The sequence below is a fragment of the Pseudomonas alkylphenolica genome, assembly GCF_016009175.1.
GTDB classification, from domain to species: Bacteria; Pseudomonadota; Gammaproteobacteria; order Pseudomonadales; family Pseudomonadaceae; genus Aquipseudomonas; species Aquipseudomonas alkylphenolica_B.
This window is the reverse complement of record NZ_JADUCM010000010.1, coordinates 101,822-127,281: the sequence shown is the minus strand read 5'-3', so window position 1 is coordinate 127,281 and position 25,460 is coordinate 101,822. Positions and strand designations below refer to the sequence as shown.

Below are 25,460 nucleotides of genomic sequence, written 5' to 3'. Positions count from 1 at the left end.
GTTTTATCGGCGCCATCGGCGCAATGTTGAGCGACGCTGGATTTTTTTAATGCACTGGCGTTATGCTCGAACTGAAACGTTTCACCCATTCTAGTAAAAAGAGGTGCTGCGCCCATGGACCGTCTGCTCGATACGCTGTTTCCCACTGCCGCCGAGATTCCCCAGGCCTACCGCCTGGGCGAGCCGCTGGTGCAACGCGAGTACCTGGTGAACGGTCAGTTGCAGCGCTGGGATGGCCCGTTGGCTACCGTACGCAGCCCGGTGTGGCTCAAAGAGGACGACGAGGAGCGCCAGGTCACTCTCGGTAGCACCCCGTTGCTGGATGCCGACACCGCCCTGACTGCCCTGGATGCGGCCGTACATGCCTACGACAAAGGCCGCGGTGCCTGGCCAACGATGCGCGTGGCCGAGCGCATCCGCCATGTCGAGACCTTCCTGGGCAAGATGCGCGAGCAGCGTGAGGCCGTGGTCAAGCTCCTGATGTGGGAAATCGGCAAGAACCTCAAGGACTCCGAAAAGGAGTTCGACCGCACCTGCGACTACATCGTCGACACCATCAACGCCCTCAAGGAACTCGACCGGCGCTCCAGCCGCTTCGAACTGGAACAGGACACCCTCGGCCAGATCCGTCGCGCACCACTGGGCGTGGCGCTGTGCATGGGTCCTTACAACTACCCGCTGAACGAGACCTTCACCACCCTGATTCCGGCGCTGATCATGGGTAATACGGTGGTGTTCAAACCGGCCAAGTTCGGTGTCCTGCTGATTCGCCCGTTGCTCGAAGCCTTCCGCGACAGCTTCCCGGCCGGGGTGATCAACGTCATCTATGGCCGCGGCCGCGAAACCGTCAGCGCATTGATGGCCAGTGGCAAGATCGATGTGTTCGCCTTTATCGGCACCAACAAGGCCGCCAGCGACCTGAAAAAACTCCACCCGCGCCCGCACCGCCTGCGCGCAGCCCTTGGCCTGGATGCCAAGAACCCCGGGATCGTGCTGCCTGAAGTCGATCTGGACAATGCCGTCAACGAGGCCGTCACCGGCGCGCTGTCGTTCAATGGTCAGCGCTGCACGGCGCTGAAGATTCTCTTCGTGCATGAGGCCGTGGTGGACAGCTTTCTCGAGAAATTCCAGCGCAAGCTCGCCGCACTCAAGCCGGGCATGCCCTGGGAGCCCGGGGTGAGCCTGACCCCGCTGCCGGAAGCCGGTAAAATCGACTACCTCAATGGCCTGGTCGCCGACGCCGTGGAAAAAGGTGCGCAGGTGCTCAACGACGGCGGCGGCAGCAGCCGCGGTTCATTCTTCTACCCGGCGTTGCTGTACCCGGTCAGCGCGCAGATGCGTGTGTACCAGGAAGAGCAGTTCGGCCCGGTGGTACCAGTGGTGCCGTATTCCGACCTGCAGACAGTCATCGACTACGTGCTCGACTCCGACTTTGGCCAGCAACTGAGCATCTTCGGCACCAACCCGGCCGAGGTCGGGCGCCTGGTCGACACCTTTGCCAACCAGGTCGGCCGCATCAACCTCAACGCCCAGTGCCAGCGTGGCCCGGACACCTACCCGTTCAACGGCCGCAAGAACTCGGCTGAAGGGACCTTGTCGGTGCATGATGCCTTGCGGGTGTTTTCGATCCGCACCCTGGTCGCGACCAAGTTCCAGGACAGCAACAAGCAGCTGATCAGCGACATCATCCGCAACCGTGATTCCAGCTTCCTGACGACCGATTACATCTTCTGACTGCCGTCCGTCCAGCGCCGCCGATTTTGATTTGCCCAATGGCCGAAACTGTACAAATATACAGTTTCGCGCCATTCACCCTGCGGCGCGCTAAGGAGGATCTACAAAATGGCCGTCAAACCAATCCCCGAAGGGCAACACAGCATTACCCCCTACCTCGGCATCAAGGATGCCGGCAAAGCCATCGAGTTCTACAAGGCCGCCTTCGGTGCGGTCGAGATGTTCCGCCTGGAAAGCCCGGATGGCCGTATCGGCCACGCCGAGCTGAAAATCGGCACCTCATCGATCATGCTCGCCGACCCCTGCGACATGGAAGGCGGCCTGGCCAGCAGCCAGTCACTGCCCGGCGCCGCCATTGGCCTGCACCTGTATGTCGAGGATGTCGATGCGGTGTATGCCCAGGCCATCAAGGCCGGTGGCACACAACTGCGCGCAGTTGAAAACCAGTTTTACGGCGACCGTAGCGGCACCCTGAAGGACCCCTTTGGCAACCTCTGGTTTATCTCCTCCCATGTTGAAGACGTGTCGGTGGAAGAAATACGCGCCCGTGCTGCCAGGATGTTTGCCTCGTAGGCGGCTAAAGCTGCAAGCTGTCGGCGATAAGCTGCAAGCAAGAGCGCACACCGCTGTTACTTGCAGCTTATAACGTGCCGTTGCCAAGGATTGTCATGCGAATCATCGAGAAAAACGCCGCGCTGGTGCGCACCCTTACCCCGGGCGAAGACGAGTTGCTGCGCGGTTTTGCGCAAGGCACGCTGACCGGCCCACGCTTGTTGCAGGCCAATCAGCTACTGATCAAGATCCGCGCTGCCGGGCACTGGCTGGCCTGCGACTGCCAGGCGCGGGCGATGCCGATTCTCAACGTCAACCTCAATGGCAACACCGGCACGCTGTTCCTCAAGAACAACCCCGGCACAGCCGAGCACGCTCCAGACTGCGCTTTCATCAAGGATGAGCGCGAGGCCGGTCGGCCCGATGATGCCGACACCCTGCCGGCAGCGTGGCTGCCGCCGGATACGCCGCTGCGCCTGATCAGCGACTTTCGCCGTACCGTCCCTGGTGACGACGTGGCGCGTATCGACAGCGGCGAAGCTCGCGATCAGCACCGCTTGTTGTCCTTGCTGCTGACATTGATCGAAGCCAGTGGCCTGAACGTTTATGCCACCCACCTGAAAAAGGACCTGACCGGGCAGTTTGCCGAACTGCGCAATGTCGCCAGCCGTTACCCCTTGATCGAGCGGGTACCGGCCAGCAACTACCTGGAAACCCGCCTGGACATGAAGCACATGATGATGCTCAAGGCCCGGCTGCGCGATTCCAGTGCCTTTGGCAACCACCGCCGTTACGGCCTGATGCTCGATTGCGTCAGCCAGATCAAGGCGCGCAAGGTGTACAACGGGCGCAACGAAGACGGCTTCGACTTTCAGGGCCACCATTTACTCTGGGGCGGCAGCAAAACCCCGGGGCCATTGCTCGCCCTGGCCATCTATTCGACCACCAGCGCGGGCAGTCATTTTTACGAGCTGATTCATGTTGCCAGCGTACCGGTGCTGTCGCGCGGGCAGCTGTTCCCGGTGTTCCGCGATGAAGAGCGCGAACCTTTGAAAATGCTCGTTTCGCTGATCGACTGGATGGCCAGCAAGGGCGTGCGGGTGATAATGCGCCGCCCGGTCATCGGCGGCCAGGGCATGGATGCGTTGGTGCTGAGTTCCAATCAGGACCGGGTCCTGTCGGTGTCGCTGACCGACAGGCCGGTGGGGCCGGAGCCCGAAGGCGAAACCTTCAAGCGCTATGCCGACTTCAAGAGCCTGGACACCTTCCGCAAATACGTCGCCGGTTTCTTCATGCGCGGCCTGTAGGAGCCAGGCTTGCCGGCGAACCTGGCACCGCGGGGCCCCTGATGCACCGCGTCATCGTTTTTCTCGGGCAAGCCACGCTCCTACAGCCGGCGATCGAGAGCGCAGCGGTCGCAATCACCATTGACGCTTGTCCGGCCGGGTCAGCCCGAGCTTCTCGATACGGTAGCGCAACATGTCACGACTCAACCCCAGCAGGCGGGCAGACTTGGTGACGTTCCAGTCGGTGCGATCGAGCATCTTGCGCACCATATCGCGTTCCACCTCCGGCAGGCTGGTAGTACCCGGCACCTCCCCCATGCCGTGATGTTCATGGGGTATCGGCATGGGCGGATCGAAAGGTTCATCGACCAGGCTCATGCAGACATTGAGCTGATGCGGACCGATCTCCTCGACCGGCGCCAGCAACACGGTTTGCTCAAGCATGTTGCGCAGTTCGCGGACGTTGCCCGGCCAGCTGTAATTGAGCAACAACTCCTCGGCCTCGGGACTGAAGTAAAGGTGCGACTTGCCATAACGCTTGCCATGCAAGGCAAGGAAGTGCCGCGCCAGCAGCAGGATGTCTTCACCCCGGGCATACAGCCTGGGAACCTTGATCGATATGATGCGCAAACGAAAGAACAGATCGCGACGGAACTTGCCCTGTTGCACCATCTGTTCAAGGTTGCAGTTCGTTGCGCTGATGATGCGCAGGTCAACCTTGCGTTCCTTCACTGCACCAATGCGGCGAATGGTGCGGTCTTCCAGCAACTTGAGCAATTTGGCCTGCAGTATCAGGTCCATTTCACCGATTTCGTCCAGAAACAGCGTGCCACCATCGGCCGCTTCGACCAGCCCGACACGACGGTCCTTGGCATCGGTAAACGCGCCCTTCTCGTGACCAAACAGCTCGGCCTCGAGCAAGTTGGCGGGAATCGAGGCGCAGTTGAATTCGATAAAAGGCCCCTTTGCGCGCGCACCGTCAAAATGCAGGGCGCGGGCCACCAGCTCCTTGCCGGTACCGGTTTCACCTTCCACCAACACCGGCGGCAAGTCACCGCTGGCCATGCGCCGCTCGGCATCGAGCAATTGCTTGAGCGTGTGCTTGAGCCCCAGCATGGCCGGCGACTCGCCAATCAGCGACTGGCCTCCGGACTTTTGCGCTTCTCGGTCCTGATAGAACGACAGCGTACGTTCCAGGCGCTCGGTGGCCAGCGCCTTTTCCAGCGTCAACTTGAGCTCGGCCAGTACCACCGGTTTGGTGAGGTAGTGAAAGGCGCCCTCCTTCATCGCCAGCACGGCATCTTCGACGTTGCCGTAACCGGTCATCATGATCACCTTGAGCTCCGGTGCACGCACTGCCAAGGCCTTGATCAGCTCATGACCGTTCATGCCCGGCAGCGAGTTGTCGGTCAGCACCGCATCAGGTTGAACCTGCTGCAACTGCTCCAGTGCCTGCTCCGCGCTGTGGCACACCGTGACTTCAAACCCCTTGCGCTCCAGATAGGTCTGGATGTTTTCCGCGAGGATTTCATCATCCTCCACTACCAGGATGCTCTGCTCCATGGTCCCCTCCCGTTGCAACATTGAACGTCAGGCAAACACGGGTTCCTTCCTCCTCGCGACTGGTCAGACTGACCGCGCCGCCAAACCGCTCCATTATTCGTTTGACCAGCACCAGCCCGACACCCAGGCCGCCCTGCTTGGTGGTGAAAAACGGTTTGAAGACCATACGTTCCTGCTGCTGGCTCATGCCTTTGCCGGTATCACTGAAGGTTAGCTGGACCTTGCGCTCGCTCTCCAGCGCCAGCACTTCGAGTGTCAACCGACCGCCGTTGGGCATGGCCTCCAGGGCATTGGAAAACAAACTGTTGAGAATCTGCGTGAGCAGCACCGGCTGGCTCACCACCTGGGCAGCAGGTGGCGCGCTGACGCTCAGCTGCACCTTGGTACGCTCGGTCTGCTGGGCGAAGGCACTGCAGGTATCTTCGAGCGCCGCGACCAGGTCAACGGCTTCCGCATCGTCCTTCAATGGCCGTAACGACACCAGTAGCTCACGCACCCAGCGCGACATACGGTCAACCTGGCTGATGATGTCGCCGATGTTCTTCTGCGAGCGCTCGCTGGCAACTTCCTGGGCCAACTCGGCGCTGGAACGGATGGTGGCCAGCGGGTTGCGCAGGCTATGGGCTACAGCCGACGACATCTCGCCCAGGGCGACAAAGGTTTCGCTGGCAACCAGCTGCGTCTGCTGGGTACGCAACAGGCTGGCGGCGCGGCGCACGATCCAGAACAGGCCAAAGTAGATCAGCGCGCCGCCGATCAAGGTCGACGCCCAGATCAGCACATAACCACGTTGAATGCGACGTACCAGGTCTTGCGGCTCTTTGTACACCTCCACCATCGACAGCACCTGGGTGCCGCTCTCGTCGAACATGGGAATGTAGTTTTCAATGAACAGGTATTCCGGTTCACGCTGGAACTTCTGCTCGTCGCGGTCTTCATCGGCCTTGTGGTAACTGGCCGATACCGGCTTCTGCGAATTGAACGACTCATCGAGGTCGTCGTCGCCCTCGATTTTCTTGCCCACCAGATCGGGGTTGGTGGACCAGACAATGGTGCGGTCCAGGGCATAGACATTGGACAGCAGGGTATCGGGCAGGTGTTCGACATGATCGAGAAACTCGATACGGGTCGAGGCCGCCAGATCAGGGCTGATGCCCGGGTGCTGATTGTCCATGCGCGGATCGAGCAACTGGGCCATGGTAGTGCCCGGCGGAATCCGCGAATGGCGCACCTCGGCCTTGGCCATCGCCTGGATGAACTCGGCGGTGAGCATGGCGTCACGCTCGACACTGTCGTTGACCACGAAGCGCGTCGAGACATACCCCAGGCCCACCGCCACCGTGGCAATGATCAACAGGCTGACCACTGAAAACCAGCGCAGCAGATTGAACTCACGCGGTACAGGTTCGGAGACTGCGTTTGGATCACGGCCCTCATCGGCCAGTTTCTTATTCAGCACCTGCATCGGTTCTTCCTGGCGGGCTGTTTTTTCTTACAATTTATAGCCTAGCCAGCGTCGGCTGTTTTACATCAATACTAATGATTACTGCCAAAGTAATAGTATTTTGCCTTTACTGAGCCTTGGCAGCCCCGCTTTCCGTGGCGTTGGCCTGTTCCAGCACGCCTTGACGCTGCGTTTCCTTCTCAAGAAATTCGAGCAGGTTGTCGGTGTCCTGCTGATTCAACCGCAGGTTGGGCATGGCCACCCGGTTGTACTGTTCAAACAGCGACACGGCCAGGGCTTCACGCTCGGCGAGCATACGGTCCGGTTCACGAATCCAGCGGCTCAGCCAGGCCCGGTCGCGCCGCTGGGTAACCCCGAGCAGGTCCGGCCCGACTGCACGCATGCCGATGCCTTGCCCGTCTTGCGGGCCGACACTGTGGCACGCCGCGCAGCGGGTACGGAACAACTCCTCACCACTGCTGGGTGGGCGTATCTGTGGCGCATCGGCATAGCTTTCGCCCTCGCTGGCCTGCTTCCAGTTCTGCAGGCTGTTGGCCAACTGATCGGCGAGGATCCACGGGTTTTCAAAAGGCGAGGCTTTCATCCAGCGACCGGTCGCCTGGTTACCCACGATCAGGCTCAGGTTGTGATCGCGGCTACGGCCATTGTCGACGCCCTCGATGAACAACCCCAGGCGCCGGCGCAGCTCGTTGATCTGGTCGATGTCACCGGTGAGAAAGCGCCAGCCCGGGCCGACCTTGAAACGCGCGGCATAGGCCTTGAGCACCTCGGGCGTGTCGCTTATAGGGTCGATACTGATCGAGTAGAAAAACACGTCGTGACCGACCCGGTCCCCCAGCAACTGCTGGACCTGGCGCAGGCGTGCGGTTTCCAGCGGGCAGGAATCGCCGCACCCGGTGAAGATGAAATTGATCACCACCACCTTGCCCTTGATCAGGTCATCAAAAAAACGCAGTTGCTGCCCGTCCTGATCAGTCAGTACCGTATTGGGAAAATACCCCGCGCCCCAGGGGGTGGCCTCCTCCGCCAGCCCCTGGAGGGCCCAGCACAACAACACGCTGCCGAGCCACAGTGACAATCGCTTCATCATGCACGCTCCTTTGCTTACTTGGTGACCTTGACCTGTGGACCGAAGCCGTCCCCCACCCGCCAGGTCGGCAGTGCGGCGGAGTTGATGTACTGCACGCCATCCCAGCTGGGCAACGGCGTTGGCATCATCTGCAGTTGGCCGGGATGCTCGATGTCCCAACGCAGCAGCATCGAGTTGTCTTCATGCTGGGTGTTGTGGCAGTGCTCCATGTAGGTCCCGGCGAACTCGCGGAAGTTGATCGCCAGCTCGACGTTGTCCAGGCCATCTTTTTCGGTGCCGATGCGGTACACATCCTTGCGTGCCCACTTCTCCCATTCCGGTGGCGCCTTGCCGCCGCGGCTGAGGATGATGCCCTCCTCGAAGTGCACGTGCACCGGGTGGCTCCAGCCATTGCCGCCATTCTGGATTTTCCACACCTCAAGCGTGCCGAAGTTGCTGGCACCGGCATCGGTCGGCCCGGTGGCCAGCTTGGTCGCGGCACTGAGCCGGCGGGGGTCCATGCTGTAGCCAAGGTTGCCGTCGGTCTTGATCGTCCAGGGGACCTGGTCGGTGCCGTCAGAACGACCGAAGATGAAGGTGCGGTGCCGGGCCTGTGCCAACAGCGCCTGGTCGGCCGGGTTGTCACGGTGCAGCTTGAGCGGAATCATCACCTTGCCTTCAGCCTTGCCCGGTTTGGCCGGTTCATACGCAGCCGGGTCCATGGCCAGGTCCTGGCCGGTGTAGACTTTGACATTGAGCTGCAGCACCTTGCCTACTGCCGGGTCGCCCTTGTCCCATTGCGGGCCCTTGCTGCCCTGCTTGATCACGGCCAGGTATTTCTCCGACAGCACGTCGGCCAGTTCGATGTCTTCCTTGGGCCCCTTGCCAGTGTCATGCGCCTTGACGTTGACGAAGAACAGCTTGTCGCCGGCTTTGATTCCGTTCTTGGAAAAATTGACGATGATGTCGAAACGCTCGGCGATGCCTTGCGTCGGCAGGATCGCGTTATGGTTCTGGCGGTCACCGTCGCCGTCCAGGTCCATGCTGCCGTCGAACGGCACGGAATGTTCCATGATGTTGCCGTCGTTGGCGATCATGTGGAACGGCACACGTGCATACGACAGCCCGGAGCCTTTGGGCCCGGGAAATTCACCGCCGCTGCCCTTGATCTCACGCACCAGTGCCAGCTTGAAGTAGCGCGACACCGAGCCATTGAGGATGCGGAAGCGGTAACTGCGGGCGCGCACGTCGAGGTAGGGTTTGTACTGCCAGTTGACCAGTACCTGATCGCCGAGGAAGCCATCGGTGTTGAAGGGGTTGAACCACAGTTGCCCGTTAGCCCCCCAGGCCTTGTCGGCAATCACCAGGTTGACGTCATAGTCGCGGTTGCCCCACGACAGCGCCGAACCGCTCGGCAAGCGCAGGTTGACACCATCGTCAAAGGCTTCGTTGCCACGGTCCAGGGCACTGTAGTAGTTCATCATCGCCGCGTTGCCCTTGTAGACGTTCTGCGCGGTGAAATCGAGCATGTGGTCGTGGAACCAGTGGGTGCTCATGGTCTCGCGCCAGTCGCCACGGATCTTGATGCTGCCGTTGTCGCAGGTCTTCAGACCCGGCTCGGCGTCGTTGACCCAGAGTTTTTCCCCCGGGGTGCAGGGGAACGCAGCGCGCGGGTCTTCGGCGCGGGTGTTGATGCTGTCGTACCCGGCAAGCTGCAATGGCCAGCGGTAGTCGTAATACTGTCCGGGGAAGAAAAAGGCGTTGGCGTAGCCGTCGCTTTCAGCCGGCGAATGACCGTTGTGCTCGTGGGTGCTGATGGTGTGCAGGCCAAAGCCATGGTTGGCAGCCGGGTCGATCGGCAACGCGTTGTAATGACGCATCAACAGCGGTTGGCCATAGCGCACCATCAGCAGCTTGGGCGGCAAGGTACCGTCGAACGTCCAGACCGACTTGTGATCCTGCAACGGCATATTGGGGTGAAAGCGGGTATCGATGCCCTTGGTGGTGCCTTGGGTATTGGGTTGCCCGGCGGTGTTGTAATACAGCCCGCCCGGGCCGAATTCGCCGACACTGTAGTGGTGCATCTGCATGGCATCGCGCAGGCCGCCATTGATCCGCGCCCCGGCCTGGGCTGTCTTGTAGGCGGCTTGCGGGTAGAACTCGTTCCAGCGCTGATGCGACCAGCCTTTTCCTGGTGGGCGCCCTTCGGCCGGCGCCCCGATGTGCCGGTTGAGGAACTGCTCGATTTGCGCCTGCCAGGGGTTACGATCAACGACGTTGGCAAACTGGCTGGGAAATGGCGTCAGGCCCGGCTGCTTGAGAAAGGCGTCCAGTTGTGGCCCGCTGGGTGCGCTGCGCGTCACGCTGACCGGGTCCTGCTGCGGCGCAGGCCCCGTGGTCGGGGCCGGGAACACCAGCAAGCCGGACGGCGTGGTCGGGTCCAGGCGGGTTGGCCCGAATTCTTCGAACAACAACAGCTGCTGGCTGAACGGCTGCGCACCAAACATCGGGCTCGGGGCCCCGTTGGTGGGGTAGTTGAACGACGTCTGCAGGGCTGGCGGCCGCTCGTTTTCCTGGCGTGGGGTGTCACGCGTGCCTTCGCCTTCCGGCAGGTCAAAGGCGCCCACATTGGCCTCAGGGAGCGTCAGCAAATTTATCAAGGCCGCCGCAGGGTCAGCGGGCACATCGGTGTAGGCCGACGGGTCGCCAGGCTCCGGCGGATCGACGTCGTCAATCGGGCTGGCAGGTACTTCAGCCACCAGCAGCAGGGCCAGAGCGGCGCTCAGGCCCAAGGGGTAATGCAGGCGTTTGATCATGATCTTTCACCCAGTGATTGCGAACCGCTAATGTCGATTTGCAATTACTTGGCCAAAGATATTTCAAGATGTGTATTTGTTGAATTTCAACCAGTTAGCGTTACTGCCTGAGAAGCCATGTTCACACAATGTGGGGAATGCATCCCCCAGCTTCGGGTTTTCACCGGGGAAAGCCGTCAGTCATGCATCGCCTCACGCGCCACCCGAAAGGTCAATTGCATGCAGGTCCCCTTGCCTTCACGACTGTGAAGGCGTGCCGACCCGCCAAAGCGCTCCATGATCCGCTTGACCAGCACCAGGCCAACGCCCAACCCGCCCTGCTTGGTGGTGTAGAAGGGTTTGAAGGCCATGCGCATCTGCGCGTCGTTCATGCCTTTGCCGTTGTCACACAGGCGCAGCACCAGGGTTTTGCGGCCTTGATGAACCTGCTCGACACGCAAGGTGCCGCCTTCGCCCATGGCTTCCAGGGCGTTGGCGATCAGGCTGTTGAAAATCTGCCCGAGCAACACCGGCTGGCTCAGCACCTTGGCGTGGGCCAGATCATCACGCAGGACTTCAATGCCCTGGCGCTTGAGTTGCAGGCTGAAGGCCTGGAGGCTGTCCTGCAATACACGCTCAAGCTCCACCACTTCTGCGGCGTCATTGAGTGGCCGCAAGGATTGCAGCAATTGCCGTACCCAGTGCGACATGCGGTCGACCTGGCTGATGATGTCGCCGATGTTTTTCTGCGCCGGCCCCTCTTCAATTTCCTGCGCCAGTTCGGCACTGGAACGGATGCTTGCCAACGGGTTGCGCAGGCTGTGCGCTACTGCCGACGACATCTCGCCCAGGGCAACGAAGGTTTCATTGTTGATCAAGCGTTTTTGTTGCACCGCCAGTTGCCGGTTGGCCCGGTACATCAGCCAGTACAAGCCGCAATACACCAGAGCGGCCCCCAATGCGATGGCCATCCAGATCAGGATCAGGCCACGCTCGATACGCCCGATCAGGTCGCGCGGTTCCTTGTAGATTTCGACCATCGCAGTGACGTTATCGCCATCAGCATCGAACAGCGGAATGTAGTTCTCGATGAACAGGTGTTCAGGTGGGGTAATGAATTTCTGTTCGGCGCGCGCCTGATCAACGCTGTGATAACTGGCCGAAACCCGGATCTTGTCGTTGAAGGCACGCTCAAGGTCTTCGTCGGACTCGATCATCCGCCCCACCAGTGCCGGATTGCTCGACCAGATCACGATCCGGTCCGGGGCATAGATATTGGCCAGCAGCATGTCGGGCAAGTGCGCAATATGGTCGAGGAATTCGCCGCGGGCACCGCGCCGTGCTTCAGGGTTGACGTCGGGGAAGCTCTCGTCGAGCCGGGGATCGAGCAGTTCGCCCATGGTCCGCACATTGGGAATGGACACATGACGCACTTCAGCCAGGGCGATGGACTGAATGAACTGGGCGGTCAGCAGCGCGTCACGCTCGATGCTTTCGTTGATCACGAAACGGCTGGAAATCAGCCCCAACCCAACGGCCACCGACAGGATGATCGCCAGGCTGACAAAGGCATACCAGCGCAGCAGGTTGAACGGCCGCTTGCTGGCTATCGGACTGTGCTCGCTTGCTGGCAGGGATGACGACTCCAGACGTGATTGCAGGTCCATCGCAAACTCCCGGCAGATGACTTCTTATCTTATAGCGCAGTTACTTCCGATTGCCCCGCACACTCCCCCGTTTGCCCCCAACCCTGGGGCACCGGCCCCGACAGCCGCCAGCCCCAGCGACCCCAAATTTTGCTACAAGCCAGGCACTACAAGGCTTTGCGCATGTTGGTACGGATGTTGCCAAACCCTCAGCAGACGACCCAAGTCCATGGGCCCACACGCGAGAGGGAACACTCATGCACCGTCCAACGCCCCACCCACTGGCCTTGCTGGTACTGGCCAGCCTGACCCAGGCACCGGCCCAGGCCGCGCTGTACGACGTAGACCGCGGGCCTTACGCACCGGCCACCGGTGGTTTTGCGGCCTGGTACCAAGACACCCATGGCCGGGTCCTCGACCTGTGCCTGACCAAGGCAGTCAGCTCACGGGTGGCCGGCGCACCCGGTGCACCTTCGTACATGTGCATCCTGAATCCGGCACCTGGGGTATTCGACGACACCAAACCTATCAGTTTTCCTACCAACTATCCCGACGAGACCTTCTGGTTTGCCGCCGATGCTGCCCTTGTCGACGCCGCCCGCGGTATCGACCTGACCTATGGTGCGGCGGTCGAGGCGGCCTTCGCCGCCGATGAAGTGCATGATGGAGACCAGATCAGTTTTGCCCGGGTGCGCATCCGTGTCGATGTGCCGACAGCTGGCACCTACATTGTCACCCACCCCTACGGCGTGGAAGTGTTCGATGTCCCTGCCGGCGGACGTCGTGCAATCAACATGACCCGTGACATCGGCATCGGCTCACCGAAAACCTACACCGGCGCCCTGAAAGGTGATGTCGGCCCATTCTTGCGTGGTGTCGGTGGCCCTTACATCGAGCGCAACCCGCAGACCGGCGCCAGTGAACAATTTATCGGCGACCCGAACCTGAGCGAAGCGGTCACCGGCAGCCCGTTCAACACCAACTTTGTACGCATCGAAGGGCCCAACGGCCTGGACCTGCGCACCAACCTGTTTGCCGTCTCCGGCAAACTCTCCGAGGTGGTCCGCCCCACCCCGGCGATTGCCCAGCGCAGCACCTACTCACGCCACAACGAAAACGGCAACCTGCGCGCCCAGCAAGACGTCTTTGTGCAGGCACCTCCCCCCCCTGGCACGGCCACGTTAATCAGTCAGACCCCGAGCCTGAGCCTCACTGAAGCCACCGCCACCGGCGCCTGGTACGGTCAGTCAGTGCTCAACCCTACCCTGCCAGTGAACCTGCAGGTGACGGCCGACAACCAGTTGGCAATCGCCAGCAACACCCCGACCACGCTGACAATGCCGCTGACCGACCTGGTGGTCATTCAACGCGCCGAATACAGCCTGACTTCCGGCCTTCTGACCCTGACTGCATCCTCCAGTGATGAGACCAGCCCCCCAGCGCTCAAGGCCAGCACCGGAAACGGCGCAGTGATCGGCACCCTGCTTGGCGATGGCGCGGTCAAGACGCTCAGCACCCCCCTCAGTCCGATTCCGCCGGCCACAGTCACCGTGACCAGCGCCAATGGTGGTAGCGACAGCGAAGAAGTGGAGCTCGTGCCATGAACATCTTCACGCCACGTTCCGTAGCAGGAGGCAACATGAACAACTGGCCACGCCTGGCGCTGTGCGCCGCCGGGCTTTCCCTCACGCTGACCAGCACCGCCTGGGCCGCCCTCAAGGCTGTCGATCCCGGCCCCTACACCCTGGCCACCGGGCGCTACCCGATGTGGTACCAGGACAGCAACAACCTGTCCATGGAGCTGTGCCAATCAAGGGCCGTCAGTACGCGGGTTCCGGCGTCGACTCCACCGGCCTACATGTGCACACTGCTGCCCGAGCCCGGTATCTATGATGATGCCCTGCCGCTGGTGTTTCCGGATAACTGGCCACCGGAAATGTTCTGGTACCTGGCGGAAACTTCGATTCCGGCCGTCGGCAACAGCGGCTACGAAATGGATGCCTACGTAGCCGGCGTCGAGGCCGCGTTCGCTGCCGAGAACCCGGTCGATGGCGACCAGCAAAGTTTTGCCCGTATCCGTATCCGCGTCTCGGTGCCGCAGGCCGGTACGTACAAAATCACCCACCCGTATGGCGTCGAGACTGTCAACGTCACCACCCCCGGGCGGCGTGCCATCAACATCACCCGTGATGTCGGCATCGGTGCGCCAGGTAACTTCAGCGGTGCGCTCAATGGTGCGCTAGGCCCGTTCCTGCGAAGCGTCAATGCCGTTGTCGCCCCCTACACGGCGGTCAACCCGGATACCGGTGCAACCGAACGCTTCATCGGCGACCCGAACCTGACAGAACAGGTGACCGGCAGCCCCTTTAACACCAACTTCGTACGTATCGAGGGCCCGGCCGGACGAATCGAGACCAACCTCTTTACCGTGTCCGGCAAAATCTATGATGATCGTAAACAGACACCTGCCGAGCTGGAGCGCGCTACCTATCGGCGCAACGCGGACGGTACTCGTGTCGAGGTGTATGCCAAGGCACCAAGCAATGCCACCCTGTGCTTCCGTGAAACCGTGGCACTGGTCCCCGGCACGCCGCCGACCCCCTGCCAGTTCGACCTCGCACCCGACAACAATGGTCTGTTCTTCGCCAACCACCTGAGCAACGCCGCGCCACCACCGGTGATAGTGGTGACCGCTACCGATCCGTCCGGCGCGCTGCGTCCAACTGCCTTGTCGCGCAAGCTCAGTGACGTGGTCAAAGTCACTACCGCACGCTACGACTGGGCCAATAAACGCCTGCGGATCGAAGCCAGCTCCAGCGATGAAGTTCAGGTACCCGACCTGGTTGCCCAGGGCTATGGCCGCCTGTCCAAGTCCGGCATCCTGCAAACCCTGACCGTCAACGATGTGGCACAACCCCCAGCCAGTGTCACGATCAAGTCCGCCGCCGGTGGCAGCGATACCGAAGCGGTGGTGGTGGTTGGTAACGCACCGGTCGATCCGGCAAGCGGAGCGCCCGTGGCGCAACCGGATGTCGGCAGTACCCGCTTCGACCAGCCGTTGAGCATGAGCCTGCTGGCCAACGACAGCGACCCAGATAATGATGTGCCGCTGTCAATCACTGACCTTACTCAGCCAGCAACCGGCCAGGGCACCGTTGCGCTGACCAACAGTACGACCGTGCTCTACACGCCGCCAGCTGTAGTCACCGCACCATTGACCGCGACCTTTACCTACCGTGCCCAGGACACCAAGGGGTTGAAGTCGGCGGTCACCAAGGTGACGGTCACCGTAACGCCTAACCAGCCGCCAACCGCAGTCAACGACACTGCCTCAACCCAGGGTGTCGCCCTGCCGATCAACGTCCTGGCCAATGACACGGATCTGGAAGGCAATCTGCCGTTGACCATCGCCAGCGTGACCCAACCCGCTCAAGGGTCGGTCAGCATCACTGGCACCCAGGTCACCTACACCCCACCGGCGGTAGTACTTGCGCCATTCACCACCACCTTTACCTACATTGCCAGGGACAGCACAGGCCTCCTGTCGGCACCGGCCACCGTCACCGTGCAGGTCACGCCACGGCCGATCATCTCGGAGAACTTCACCGTCACGGCTGCAACGGTCACGGTACGCGCCGGCAACCGTTACACCTGGGACATCTCCGGTACGTCGTCCGCCATCCTCCTCAACTCGGTGACCGTGCAGGTCACGACCCCGACCGGGCTGGTCACCCTGGGCACCACACCTGTACCGCTGACCGGACGCTGGCGGTTGACTGTCACCAGTACCACTGCGGCACCGACAGCATCACCGACAGCGACCCTCACCACAGTCCCGGGCACCGTTCGTACCGTGCCGGTCACTGTGCAGTAAACCTCGGGAGACCTGACCATGGCGCGCCTGACCACCTTGCTGATGTGCCTGACCCTGATCGGTCAGGCCGCCCTGGCCGACGACCTGATGGACAACGCCGACCTTGGCCCCGGCGGCGACCTGGGGGAACCACTGTCGATGCTGCCGCTGCCGGCCGGTGCCGGACAACAGGCGCAGATCGCACAGAACGGTGACTCCAATCGCGCCGCCATCGGCCAGGACGGCCAGGCCCTGCTGGGGCGCATCGTGCAATCAGGCGGTGCTCAGGAGGCGTACATCCTGCAGCAAGGCAGTGACCTGATGGCCACCATCAACCAGCAAGGCTACGGCAACAGCGCATCGATCGCTCAAAGCGGCAGCAACAACCGCGCACAAATCGAGCAGTACGGAAACAGCAACAGCGCCAGCATCGTCCAGGCCGGCTCGGGACTACAAAGTTCCGTGACCCAGGCCGGTAACGGGCAGCGCGTGCAAGTCAACCAATACCGCTAAACCCTGGAGGCTCCACCATGAACAAGCTCGCCCCCTTAAGCGCCGCCATTGTCCTGGCCCTGGCCGGCCAGGTAATGGCAGACAACAGCCAGTCCACCCAGAGTCAGGACGGCAAAGAGAACATCGCCGAGGTCAAACAGAAAGCGGCGCCGCAAAGCACCGTCACCCAGACCCAGAACGGCGAAGGCAATAACCACGCGTCCCTGCAGGAAGGCGGCAACAGTGCCATCTTGCAGCATGCCACCGGTGACTATAACGCCGGCTACGCCGAGCAACTGTACGAGTTCGGCAGCCAGATCAACCAGCAACAACAAGGCTCGCTGAACAACACCCACGCCAGCCAGTCGCTGGGTACCGAAAACACCGCCCAGCAAACCCAGGAAGGCATCGGCAACTTCTCGTTTGTCTATCAAGACAGCCAGAACGGCAGCCAGGGTGTCACCGAACAGTACGGTAACGACAACCGTGCCTTCGTGGAGCAGTTGTTCAGTGGCGGTGGCAACAACGCGCAATCGACCCAAAGCGGTACCGACAACTACAGCGCCGCCGAACACATCAACCACTCCAACGGCCAGATCGGCATCTATCAGGCCGGTGAAAGCAACTGGGCCTATGCCGATCAGCGCGAAGGCCAGGGTGGCACTGCCACGGTTGACCAGAACGGCAAGTCCAACTCCATTGAAATCTGGCAGGACACCCAGAAGGCCAGCGAGGCAACAGCCAACCAGAACGGCCAGACCAACGAAGGTGTCATTGACCAGAGCTTTGGTGAAAACAACTACGCCAGCATTGTTCAGGTGGGTGACCTGAACGCCATCTACGCCGACCAGTTCGAGTCGCTGCAGTCGCAGACCACTCTGACCCAGTCCGGTAGTGGCAACATCAGCTTCACTTATCAGAACGGCGACAACCATGTGCTTGAAGTCACCTCTTCCGGTGACGGTAACAAGGTGCTGGCGAGCAACTGGAAAGGTGACAAGCCGGGTGGCCAGTTTGGCAGCGGGCAACGTGCGCAGATCGACCAGAACGGCAGCGGCAACAGCGCCAACCTGACCCAGAAAGATGTCGGCCAGATTGCGCGTTTGAGTCAGTCCGGTACCACCAACACCGCCGAACTGACCCAGGCCGATACCAACAACGAGCTGTACTTTGAGCAAAACGGTACCGACAACCTGCTGATTGCCGATCAGCGTGGTAGCAACAACTACGCCACCGGTTCCAGCGTCGGCGAGAGCAACAGCATCAAGCTCGATCAGTCGGGTAACGGTAACCAGAGCTCCACCTGGCAGCTGTATGGCGACAACAACAGCGCCATCATCAAGCAAACCGACGGTGTCAATGTCGCCTATGTCACCCAGGGCGGGTCCTTCAACCAGGCCACCGTCGACCAGAGCGGTGCAAGCATGACCGCAACGGTCGATCAGTTTGGTACGGGCAACAAGGCCACCGTACTGCAGCAGTAAGGTTGTTGTTTAACGGTTGCGGGAGGGGTAGCGGCCTTTCCCACAGCCGAGTCAGCCAAAGCTGACGAACGTGTTCCTCTCCCCGCTTTGGCCGTAACTACCGATGGGGGTGGTTACGGCCTTTTTTTACCCCCGGCATGAAATGCAACCTACAGAGCTCAAGCGCTCTACTGAGGGGCCATACAGCCCGTAGAGTGCTGACCTCCACGCACTGACTGACAGTTTTTGTCACATCACTTGTAGGAATTTCCTCAAGAGATGCCGGCATTTTCCAACAAGACTATACTCCCCGTACTCAAGCTCCCTGATTCGACGTATCGTTGGCGCCGCTCTGGCCTCTGCCCGATCCGCCCTCCTGAATGATTCGGGAAATCGCCCACAAACTCGACAAGGAGTTGCGCATTGACCACTGTTTTGATCGTCGACGACCACCCCACCACCCGCCTTGCCTTACGCACGTTGCTGCACCGCGAAAGCCAGCATTTCACCGTAGTCGGTGAGGCCACTGACGGCTCCAGCGCAACGCAAATGGCCCGCGATCTCAAGCCTGACGTAGTGATTCTCGACATCGGCTTGCCTGGCATCGACGGCTTGAATGTGATCAAACGCCTGCATGGGCTTGAACCTGTGCCACGCATCATGGTGCTCACCGGTCAACCGGCTGACCTGATTGCCCGTCGCTGCATCGAAGCCGGTGCCAGTGCCTTCGTGCACAAGGACGAAGACCTTGAGGTGCTGCTGTCTGCGCTCAAGGCAATGGTCAGGGGCTATTCAACCTTCCCCGACCTGTCCACGCAAAAAGGCCCGGCATTAACCGAACAACAGCGCCTGAGCAAACTGTCTGATCAGGAGTTGGCAGTGCTGCGTCTATTGACCGAAGGGCGTTCGAACAATGCCATTGCCGAGCATATGCACCTGAGCGCGAAAACCGTCAGCACTTACAAAACCCGAATCCTTGAGAAGCTTGAGTTGAAGTCTCTGGTCGAGCTGTTCGAGCTGTCCAAGCGCCACCTGTCCTGAGTCGGCCATGACAACGACCAGGACCTTTGTATCTGCCTGCCTGCTGGCACTGCTGTCATTCAATGCCCTCGCCGTTGACGTCGGCGAACCCCGTCAGTTGCTGGCACGTTCCATGAGCAGCAGTACCGCATTGCCCTTGTCCAAAGACGACGCCGCCTGGCTCAAGCGCAAGCAATTCTTGTTGCTGGGCACCAGCGTTCCGGACTACCCGCCTTTCGATATCAACGCCAGCAGTCATGACTATGAAGGCCTGACCGCCGACTATGCCGGACTGATCAGTGAACTCCTGGGCATTCCTGTCGAGGTCCGGCGCTTTGCCGACCGCTCTCAGGCCCTTGCCGCACTGCATGACGGCAAGATCGACTTGCTCGGCAGCTCCAATGCCTTCGAAGCGGATGACGCACATCTGGTACTCAGCCACCCTTACGCCGACGATCAACCCGTGATTGTCATCGGCTCAGGTAAAACCCTCGCGCTCAACGACAAACTCGAAGGCAAGCGGCTGGCCATGGTCGACCATTACCTGCCCACGTCTGTTGTCACCGCGCTGTATCCGCAGGCCAACCTGCAACTCTATAGCTCCAACCTGGCTGGTCTGTCTGCGGTATCGCTGGGGCAAGCCGATGCGTTTCTTGGCGATGCAGTCAGCAGCGACTACCTGATTACCCGCGTCTACCTGGGCAGCGTGCAGATCAACCAGTTCATCAAGAATCTGCGTGGGACGTTCGGGTTTGCCGTGTCGCGCAACGATCCTACCTTGCTGCGCCTGGTTGATCAGGCCCTGGATCGCATCGGTGACAATGATCGCCTGAACATCCTCAGGCGCTGGACCAGTGGCAGTACGCGGGTGCTGCTCAACCGCGGCACCTTGAGCCTGACGGCTGCCGAACGTACCTGGATCAAGCAACATCCCCATGTTCGGGTGGCGATCAACAAATACTTTGCCCCGATCAGCTTTTATGACGACAACCACCAGTTTCGCGGCATCACCGCTGATGTGCTCGAGCAGATCAGCCTGCGCACGGGCCTGAAATTTGACATCCAGGTGGTCGACTCGATCGCCGACATGATCAAAGAGATTGAACAAGGCCGGATAGATATCGCAGGCCTGTTGTCGCCGAGTCAGATACGCGAAGCAACATTGCGCTTTACCCGCCCCTATCTGGTCAGTCCGCGCGTGCTGGTCACCCGTGCAGATAACCAGGCGTTGCAAGGCCCCGACCAGCTCGACGGCAAGCGCCTGGCCTTGATCCGCAACATTCCGGTGGTCGCCGAGCTGCGCCAACGTTTCCCGAAAACCACGCTGATCGAGGTGGACAATCCCCTGGCCCTGATGGAGCAAGTCGCCCAGGGCAACGCCGATGTGGCGTTGAGTTCGCAGATCAATGCCGCTTACTTTGTGAACCGGATGTTCAAGGACCGCTTGCGGATAGTCTCCAACTTTGGCGATCAGCCTGGCCTGGCCGCGTTTGCCGTCGCCCGTGACGCCACACTGCTGCACACCATTCTCGACAAGGCCCTGCTCAGTATCCCGCCAGAAGAAATGACCGAGCTGACCGGTCGCTGGCGCACCAACGCGCTGGTCAGTGACAGCCTCTGGTACAACTACCGCGACCTGATCCTGCAGATCATCCTCGGCGCCGGGGTATTGATCGCCGTCGTGATTGCCTGGAACCGCTACTTGCGCAAGTTGATCAGGCAGCGCAGCGAAGCCGAACAGGCGTTGCAAACGGAACTCGGCTTCAGCAAGCACTTGCTTGAAGAACTGCGCCTGGCAAAAGAGCAGGCAGAAGACGCCAGCCGGGCGAAAAGCACCTTTTTGGCGACCATGAGCCATGAAATCCGCACGCCGATGAATGCGGTCATCGGTCTGCTCGAACTGGCCATCAAGGATGCCGAACAAGGACGCGCCGACCGCGCCTCGCTGCAAGTGGCCTTCGAATCGGCCAACGGCCTGCTGGCCCTGATCGGCGATATTCTCGACATCGCGCGAATCGAGTCCGGGCACATGCACCTGGAACCCCAGCCGACCAACCTCAACGCCCTGGTTGCAGCCACTGTTCGGGTATTCGAGGGCAATGCCCGGCTCAAAGGCCTGAAGCTGGCTACCGACCTGCAGCCGATTGAGTGCCTGGTCGCCGTTGACCCGCTTCGCCTGAAGCAGATCCTCTCCAACCTGATCAGCAACGCGATCAAATTTACCGAGCAAGGCCAGGTAATTGTCCGGCTCAGGCTGGATGAAGCAAAGGCGCAACAAATAGAAGTGCAACTGACTGTCGAAGACACCGGCATCGGTATCAGTGCCGAAGACCAACAACAGTTGTTTCACCACTTTACCCAGGTCGGCACTAACACCGAGCGAGTGGGCACCGGCCTGGGCCTGGTGATCAGCCGCAACCTCACCGAGTTGATGGGCGGCACCCTGACATTGCAAAGCACGCTTAACCAGGGCACGCAATTGCAAGTGCGACTGGCCTTGCCTCTGGCCAAGCCCACGCCTGTTATCGGCACCTCGCCTGTGCCCGTAGGCAGCCCCATGCCCATCCTGTCGATACTGGTGGTGGACGACTATCCCGCCAACCTGATGCTGCTCGAACGCCAGCTAAGCGTACTCGGCCACCAGGTCCAGCAGGCCAGCGATGGTCAACAGGCCCTGCTGCTGTGGCAGCAACAACCGTTCGATGTGGTGATTACCGATTGCCATATGCCAGGCCTGGATGGTCATCAACTGACACGTCAGATCCGCCTGCTGGAACCTGAGCTACAGCGACCGGCCTGCCTGATTCTCGGTTTGACGGCCAACGCACAGGCTCAAGAGCGTGAGCGCTGCCTGGCCAGCGGCATGAACGACTGCCTGTTCAAGCCCATCGGGCTGGCGGAGCTACGTCGTCACCTGCACACAATGGAGACAAATGTTCCGACGCCGAGCGTTGAAACAGACGCGAGCACCAGTGACTTCGACATCAACAGCCTGCACTACCTGACGCTGGGCGACCCCAACCTGACCAACCGGCTGATCCGAGAGCTGTCAAACAGCACCCAGGAAGATCTCGATGCGTTGCGCAGGCTTGGCCTTGCACCTGCGCGCGAACAGCTGCGCGCCCTCGCCCACCGCATCAAGGGCGGCGCGAAAATGCTCAAGGCACGGGGCGTGGTACGTCATTGCGAGGCACTGGAGCAGGCCAGCCTAGGCGATGCCTCGACTGACCAGCTCATGACCTTGCTGAACGCATTGGAAGACAGCCTGCTGGCATTGCTACGGCAACTGGCCCATGCCACGGCTGCCCCCTGACAGCGGCTTAATGCAATTGCAGGGTCGAGTTGATCTGGCTGATTGCATCGACCACGTGCTGCGAACCCTGCTGGATCTCCATGATCACCTCGCCGGCTTCGTTGGCCAGCTCCACGCCGATACCGGTGCGGCTCAGGCTTGACTGCATGCTGGCCACTGCCGTCAGCGACAGGTCATGGTTCTGCCGTACCACCTCGACAATTTCCAGGGTGGCCTTGCTGGTTCGGGCTGCCAGGGTGCGTACCTCGTCGGCCACCACCGCGAAGCCGCGTCCATGCTCACCGGCTCGCGCCGCCTCGATGGCAGCGTTCAGGGCCAGCAAATTAGTCTGATCAGCAATGCCGCGGATGGTCTGAACGATCTGCCCGATCAGCTCAGACTGCTTGCTTACCGCATCGATGCTGCGCGCTGCAGCGTTGAGGTTCAGGGAAATCTCCTCGATCACCTGCACAGTCTGCTGCACCACCTGGGAGCCTTTGCGTGCGCAGGCATCGTTTTGCACCGAGGTGGCATGCGCGGCCTCGGCGGCCGTCTGCTGGGTGCTGACTTGTGAGGTGATGTCGCTGGCGAACTTGACCACCTTGTACAGGCGCCCCTTGGTGTCAAAAATCGGGTTATAGGACGCTTCCAGGTAAACCATCTGCCCCAGTTTGTTCACCCGTTCGAACCGGTGCGAGTGGTATTCGCCACGGTTGAGCGACGCCCAGAACGCCTTGTACGCTGCAGACTCGCTTTCACTCCTGTGGCAGAACAGGCTGTGATGCTGGCCGACAATCTCTTCATGGCGGTAGCGCATGGTGTCGAGAAAGTTCTGGTTGGCCTTGATCACCTTCCCCTCCGGGGTGAACTCGATCATCGCCATAGAGCGGCTGATGGCGTTGATCTGGCTAGCGCTTTCGTGCGCCTGCTGTACCCGTTCGGTAATGTCCGAGGCCACTTTGATCACGCTGGTCACTTGCTGCTGGGGGCCGAACACCGGCATGTAACTGGCTTCAAGCCAGATTTCCCGGCCTTGCTGGTTCACCCGGGAAAAGGTACCGCTTTGCGGCTCGCCCCGCGCCAGGTCGCGCCATAGACGCCGGTACTCGTCGCTGTTGGCATACTCCTGATCGCAGAACATGCGATGGTGCTTGCCACGAATCGCTTCAATGCTGTAGCCCATGGCCTTACAGAAGTTTTCATTGGCATCAAGAATGATGCCGTCCGGACTGAACTCGATCATGGCCATGGAACGGCTGATCGCGGCCATTTTGGCATTGATGCCGGCCAGAACACGGTTGCACTGCTCGATAGCTACCAAATCGGACTTGCGATGAAAGTCAAACATCGTACCGCCCTCTGTGTTCAGGATTTGCTGAGCATAGATGGGCGTTGGCAGCGTGCAAGCAGTCTGACATCACCGCCTATCGCTTGACTTTTCGCGGGCTTAGCTGCTTTCTCGCACCACCAGTTCAAAGCCCAGGTCCTGGTTGGTCACCATGGCACGTTTGCCATCGAGCATGCCCAATAAAGCCTGTGCAGCGCAGCGGCCAATGGCCGCACGCGGGGTGCGGATCGAGGTTAACCTCGGCACCATGTGCGCTGAGGCCGGCAAGTCGTTAAAACCGACCATGGCGACCTGTTGCGGCACCTTGATCCCGAGGCGCAAGGCCTCGAGCGTGGCGCCCTGGGCCAGGTCGTCGTTGCAAAAGAAGATGCCGTCGACGTCCGGATGCTGGCCCAGCAGCTGGCCGAACAATTCACCCCCCAGGCCAATCGACGAGGGCTGCGGCGACAACAACTCCAGCTCATGGGCATAACGACCGGCAGTCATCAGCGCCTGGCGAAACCCTTCGGCACGCTGCATCACCCGTGGGTCGAGCTGCGCGGCAATGAAGCCCGGACGCTGGCAACCGCGCTCCAGCAGATGCCGGGCAGCCGCCTCACCCGCTTGCTGCTGGGAAAAGCCCACCGACATGCCTTGTTCGGCATCGCCCAGTTCCATCATGTGTACGCAGGGCACACCGCTGGCCGTGAGCATCTGCTTGGCCGCATCACTGCGGTCAAAGCCGGTGAGCAAAATGCCACGCGGCTGATAGGCCAGATAGTTGCGGATCAGGTTCTCTTCTTCGGCAATATCGTAGTGATAGTTACCGATCAGCACTTCAAGCCCGCGAGGACGCATGACTTCGTGCACGGCCTCCAGGGTTTCGATGAACAGCTGGTTCGACAGCGACGGAATCAACACCACGATCGACTCACTCTGCGCCGACGCCAGTGCCCGGGCGGCCGGGTTGGCAACGTAGCCAAGGGTGGCTGCAGCCAGCTTGACCTTCTCTACCAGCTCCGGGGCAACCGTGCTGATCCCGCGCAGGGCTCGGGAGGCGGTGATCGGGGAAACCCCGGAAAGCCTGGCGACTTCAGCCAGGGTGGGACGACCGGTAGTACGGGAGCCGATGCGGGTCATGGGGAATTTTATTTTCGACTTGCAAAGAATAGGGAACGGGCACTAAGGTAGCGCTGTCTCAGAACGCAGGCAATGCATTACTGCAAGTGACCTGAAATGAGCATCCAGACTGCTTCTACAAGATCAATAACATCTGGGTGGGAAGCGCCCGAGGCGAACATCGTCCCGGCCAAAGATAGCGCTATCTTACTCTGCAGGAGGTACCGATGAACCCACCCCTATCCGCGATCGTGGTCATGGGCGTAGCAGGCTGCGGCAAGAGCTACGTCGGCGCTGCCATTGCCGGCCTGAGCGGCGGCCGCCTGATCGAAGGCGATGATTTCCACCCCGCGGCCAACATCGACAAGATGAGTGCCGGCATTCCCCTTGACGACGACGACCGCGCCGGTTGGCTGATCCGTCTGGGTGAAGAAATGCAAGCCACCCTGAAAACCGGCGAACGCCCTATCCTCACCTGTTCCGCGCTAAAAAAGCGCTACCGCGACGCCTTGCGCCATGCCGTGCCGGACCTGGGCTTTGTGTTCCTCGACCTTACCCCTGAAGAAGCCAGCCGCCGCGTATTGGCGCGCCCTGGGCACTTCATGCCGGCCAGCCTGATCGACAGCCAGTTCGCCGCGCTCGAACGCCCCAACGGCGAAGCCCTGACCCTGCCTCTGGACGCTACCTTGCCGGTTGCGCAACTGGCCGTACAGGTTGACCTGTGGCTAAAGCCCTGCGGTGAGCCGGTACTGGCGCGAACGGCCTGACCCGGCGGTTTCCCAGC

The 25,460-nt window shown here is 60.8% G+C and carries 16 protein-coding genes and 2 pseudogenes; 10 read left to right on the top strand and 8 right to left on the bottom strand.

The annotated features are described in order from the left end of the window. Positions 1-114 precede the first annotated feature (114 nt). From I5S59_RS11815 to I5S59_RS11805, 3 genes are all read left to right on the top strand, one after another. Positions 115-1,734, top strand: a complete 1,620-nt coding sequence (locus I5S59_RS11815) for an NADP-dependent glyceraldehyde-3-phosphate dehydrogenase (protein ID WP_197876759.1) — start codon at positions 115-117, stop codon at positions 1,732-1,734. Between the two features lie 108 nt (positions 1,735-1,842). Further along, the gene (locus I5S59_RS11810) at positions 1,843-2,307 is read left to right on the top strand and encodes a VOC family protein (RefSeq protein WP_197876758.1); all 465 of its coding nucleotides are present in this window, start codon (positions 1,843-1,845) and stop codon (positions 2,305-2,307) included. Between the two features lie 95 nt (positions 2,308-2,402). Continuing rightward, positions 2,403-3,593, top strand: coding sequence for a hypothetical protein (locus I5S59_RS11805; protein WP_197876757.1), 1,191 nt, complete (start codon positions 2,403-2,405; stop codon positions 3,591-3,593). Positions 3,594-3,707: 114 nt separating this feature from the next. Here I5S59_RS11805 and I5S59_RS11800 read toward each other — a convergent pair whose 3' ends face one another. From I5S59_RS11800 to I5S59_RS11780, 5 genes are all read right to left on the bottom strand, one after another. Then, positions 3,708-5,135, bottom strand: a complete 1,428-nt coding sequence (locus I5S59_RS11800; RefSeq protein ID WP_197876756.1) for a sigma-54-dependent transcriptional regulator — start codon at positions 5,133-5,135, stop codon at positions 3,708-3,710. After that, a complete protein-coding gene (locus I5S59_RS11795; protein ID WP_197876755.1) occupies positions 5,104-6,600 on the bottom strand; it encodes a sensor histidine kinase in 1,497 nt (498 codons plus the stop codon). The genes I5S59_RS11800 and I5S59_RS11795 overlap by 32 nt, the downstream gene beginning before the upstream one ends. 106 nt (positions 6,601-6,706) lie before the next feature. Then, the gene (locus tag I5S59_RS11790) at positions 6,707-7,687 is read right to left on the bottom strand and encodes an SCO family protein (RefSeq protein ID WP_232239702.1); all 981 of its coding nucleotides are present in this window, start codon (positions 7,685-7,687) and stop codon (positions 6,707-6,709) included. 17 nt (positions 7,688-7,704) lie between these two features. Further along, a complete protein-coding gene (locus I5S59_RS11785) occupies positions 7,705-10,485 on the bottom strand; it encodes a multicopper oxidase domain-containing protein (RefSeq protein WP_197876753.1) in 2,781 nt (926 codons plus the stop codon). Positions 10,486-10,661: 176 nt separating this feature from the next. Next, positions 10,662-12,131: a sensor histidine kinase gene (locus tag I5S59_RS11780; RefSeq protein WP_197876752.1), complete on the bottom strand. Its 1,470-nt coding sequence runs from the start codon at positions 12,129-12,131 to the stop codon at positions 10,662-10,664. Between the two features lie 236 nt (positions 12,132-12,367). Here I5S59_RS11780 and I5S59_RS11775 point away from each other — a divergent pair, with 236 nt between their 5' ends. From I5S59_RS11775 to I5S59_RS11750, 6 genes are all read left to right on the top strand, one after another. Next, positions 12,368-13,714, top strand: coding sequence for a hypothetical protein (locus I5S59_RS11775; protein WP_197876751.1), 1,347 nt, complete (start codon positions 12,368-12,370; stop codon positions 13,712-13,714). A 35-nt stretch (positions 13,715-13,749) separates the two neighbouring features. Then, complete coding sequence (locus I5S59_RS11770; protein ID WP_197876750.1) at positions 13,750-15,984, top strand: Ig-like domain-containing protein; 2,235 nt, start codon at positions 13,750-13,752, stop codon at positions 15,982-15,984. 18 nt (positions 15,985-16,002) lie between these two features. Then, entirely contained in the window at positions 16,003-16,476 is a 474-nt protein-coding gene (locus tag I5S59_RS11765) for a curlin (protein WP_197876749.1), read from the top strand. A 17-nt stretch (positions 16,477-16,493) separates the two neighbouring features. Further along, complete coding sequence (locus tag I5S59_RS11760) at positions 16,494-17,939, top strand: curlin (RefSeq protein ID WP_197876748.1); 1,446 nt, start codon at positions 16,494-16,496, stop codon at positions 17,937-17,939. A gap of 402 nt (positions 17,940-18,341) precedes the next feature. Further along, positions 18,342-18,959 carry a response regulator transcription factor gene (locus I5S59_RS11755; protein WP_128325182.1) on the top strand — a complete coding sequence of 206 codons (618 nt, stop codon included), beginning with the start codon at positions 18,342-18,344 and terminating at the stop codon, positions 18,957-18,959. Positions 18,960-18,966: 7 nt separating this feature from the next. Next, complete coding sequence (locus tag I5S59_RS11750) at positions 18,967-22,251, top strand: transporter substrate-binding domain-containing protein (protein WP_197876747.1); 3,285 nt, start codon at positions 18,967-18,969, stop codon at positions 22,249-22,251. Positions 22,252-22,258: 7 nt separating this feature from the next. On the opposite strand, the pseudogene I5S59_RS26730 reads toward I5S59_RS11750, so the two are convergent. From I5S59_RS26730 to I5S59_RS11740, 3 genes and pseudogenes are all read right to left on the bottom strand, one after another. Then, positions 22,259-22,687: pseudogene (locus tag I5S59_RS26730) on the bottom strand (methyl-accepting chemotaxis protein); the annotation flags it as partial. Between the two features lie 108 nt (positions 22,688-22,795). Continuing rightward, a pseudogene (locus I5S59_RS26725) lies at positions 22,796-23,473 on the bottom strand (PAS domain-containing protein); the annotation flags it as partial. A 204-nt stretch (positions 23,474-23,677) separates the two neighbouring features. Next, positions 23,678-24,697, bottom strand: coding sequence for a LacI family DNA-binding transcriptional regulator (locus I5S59_RS11740; protein ID WP_197876745.1), 1,020 nt, complete (start codon positions 24,695-24,697; stop codon positions 23,678-23,680). Between the two features lie 206 nt (positions 24,698-24,903). Between I5S59_RS11740 and I5S59_RS11735 the strand changes: the two genes are divergently transcribed. After that, positions 24,904-25,443 carry a gluconokinase gene (locus tag I5S59_RS11735; protein WP_128325178.1) on the top strand — a complete coding sequence of 180 codons (540 nt, stop codon included), beginning with the start codon at positions 24,904-24,906 and terminating at the stop codon, positions 25,441-25,443. Positions 25,444-25,460 lie beyond the last annotated feature (17 nt).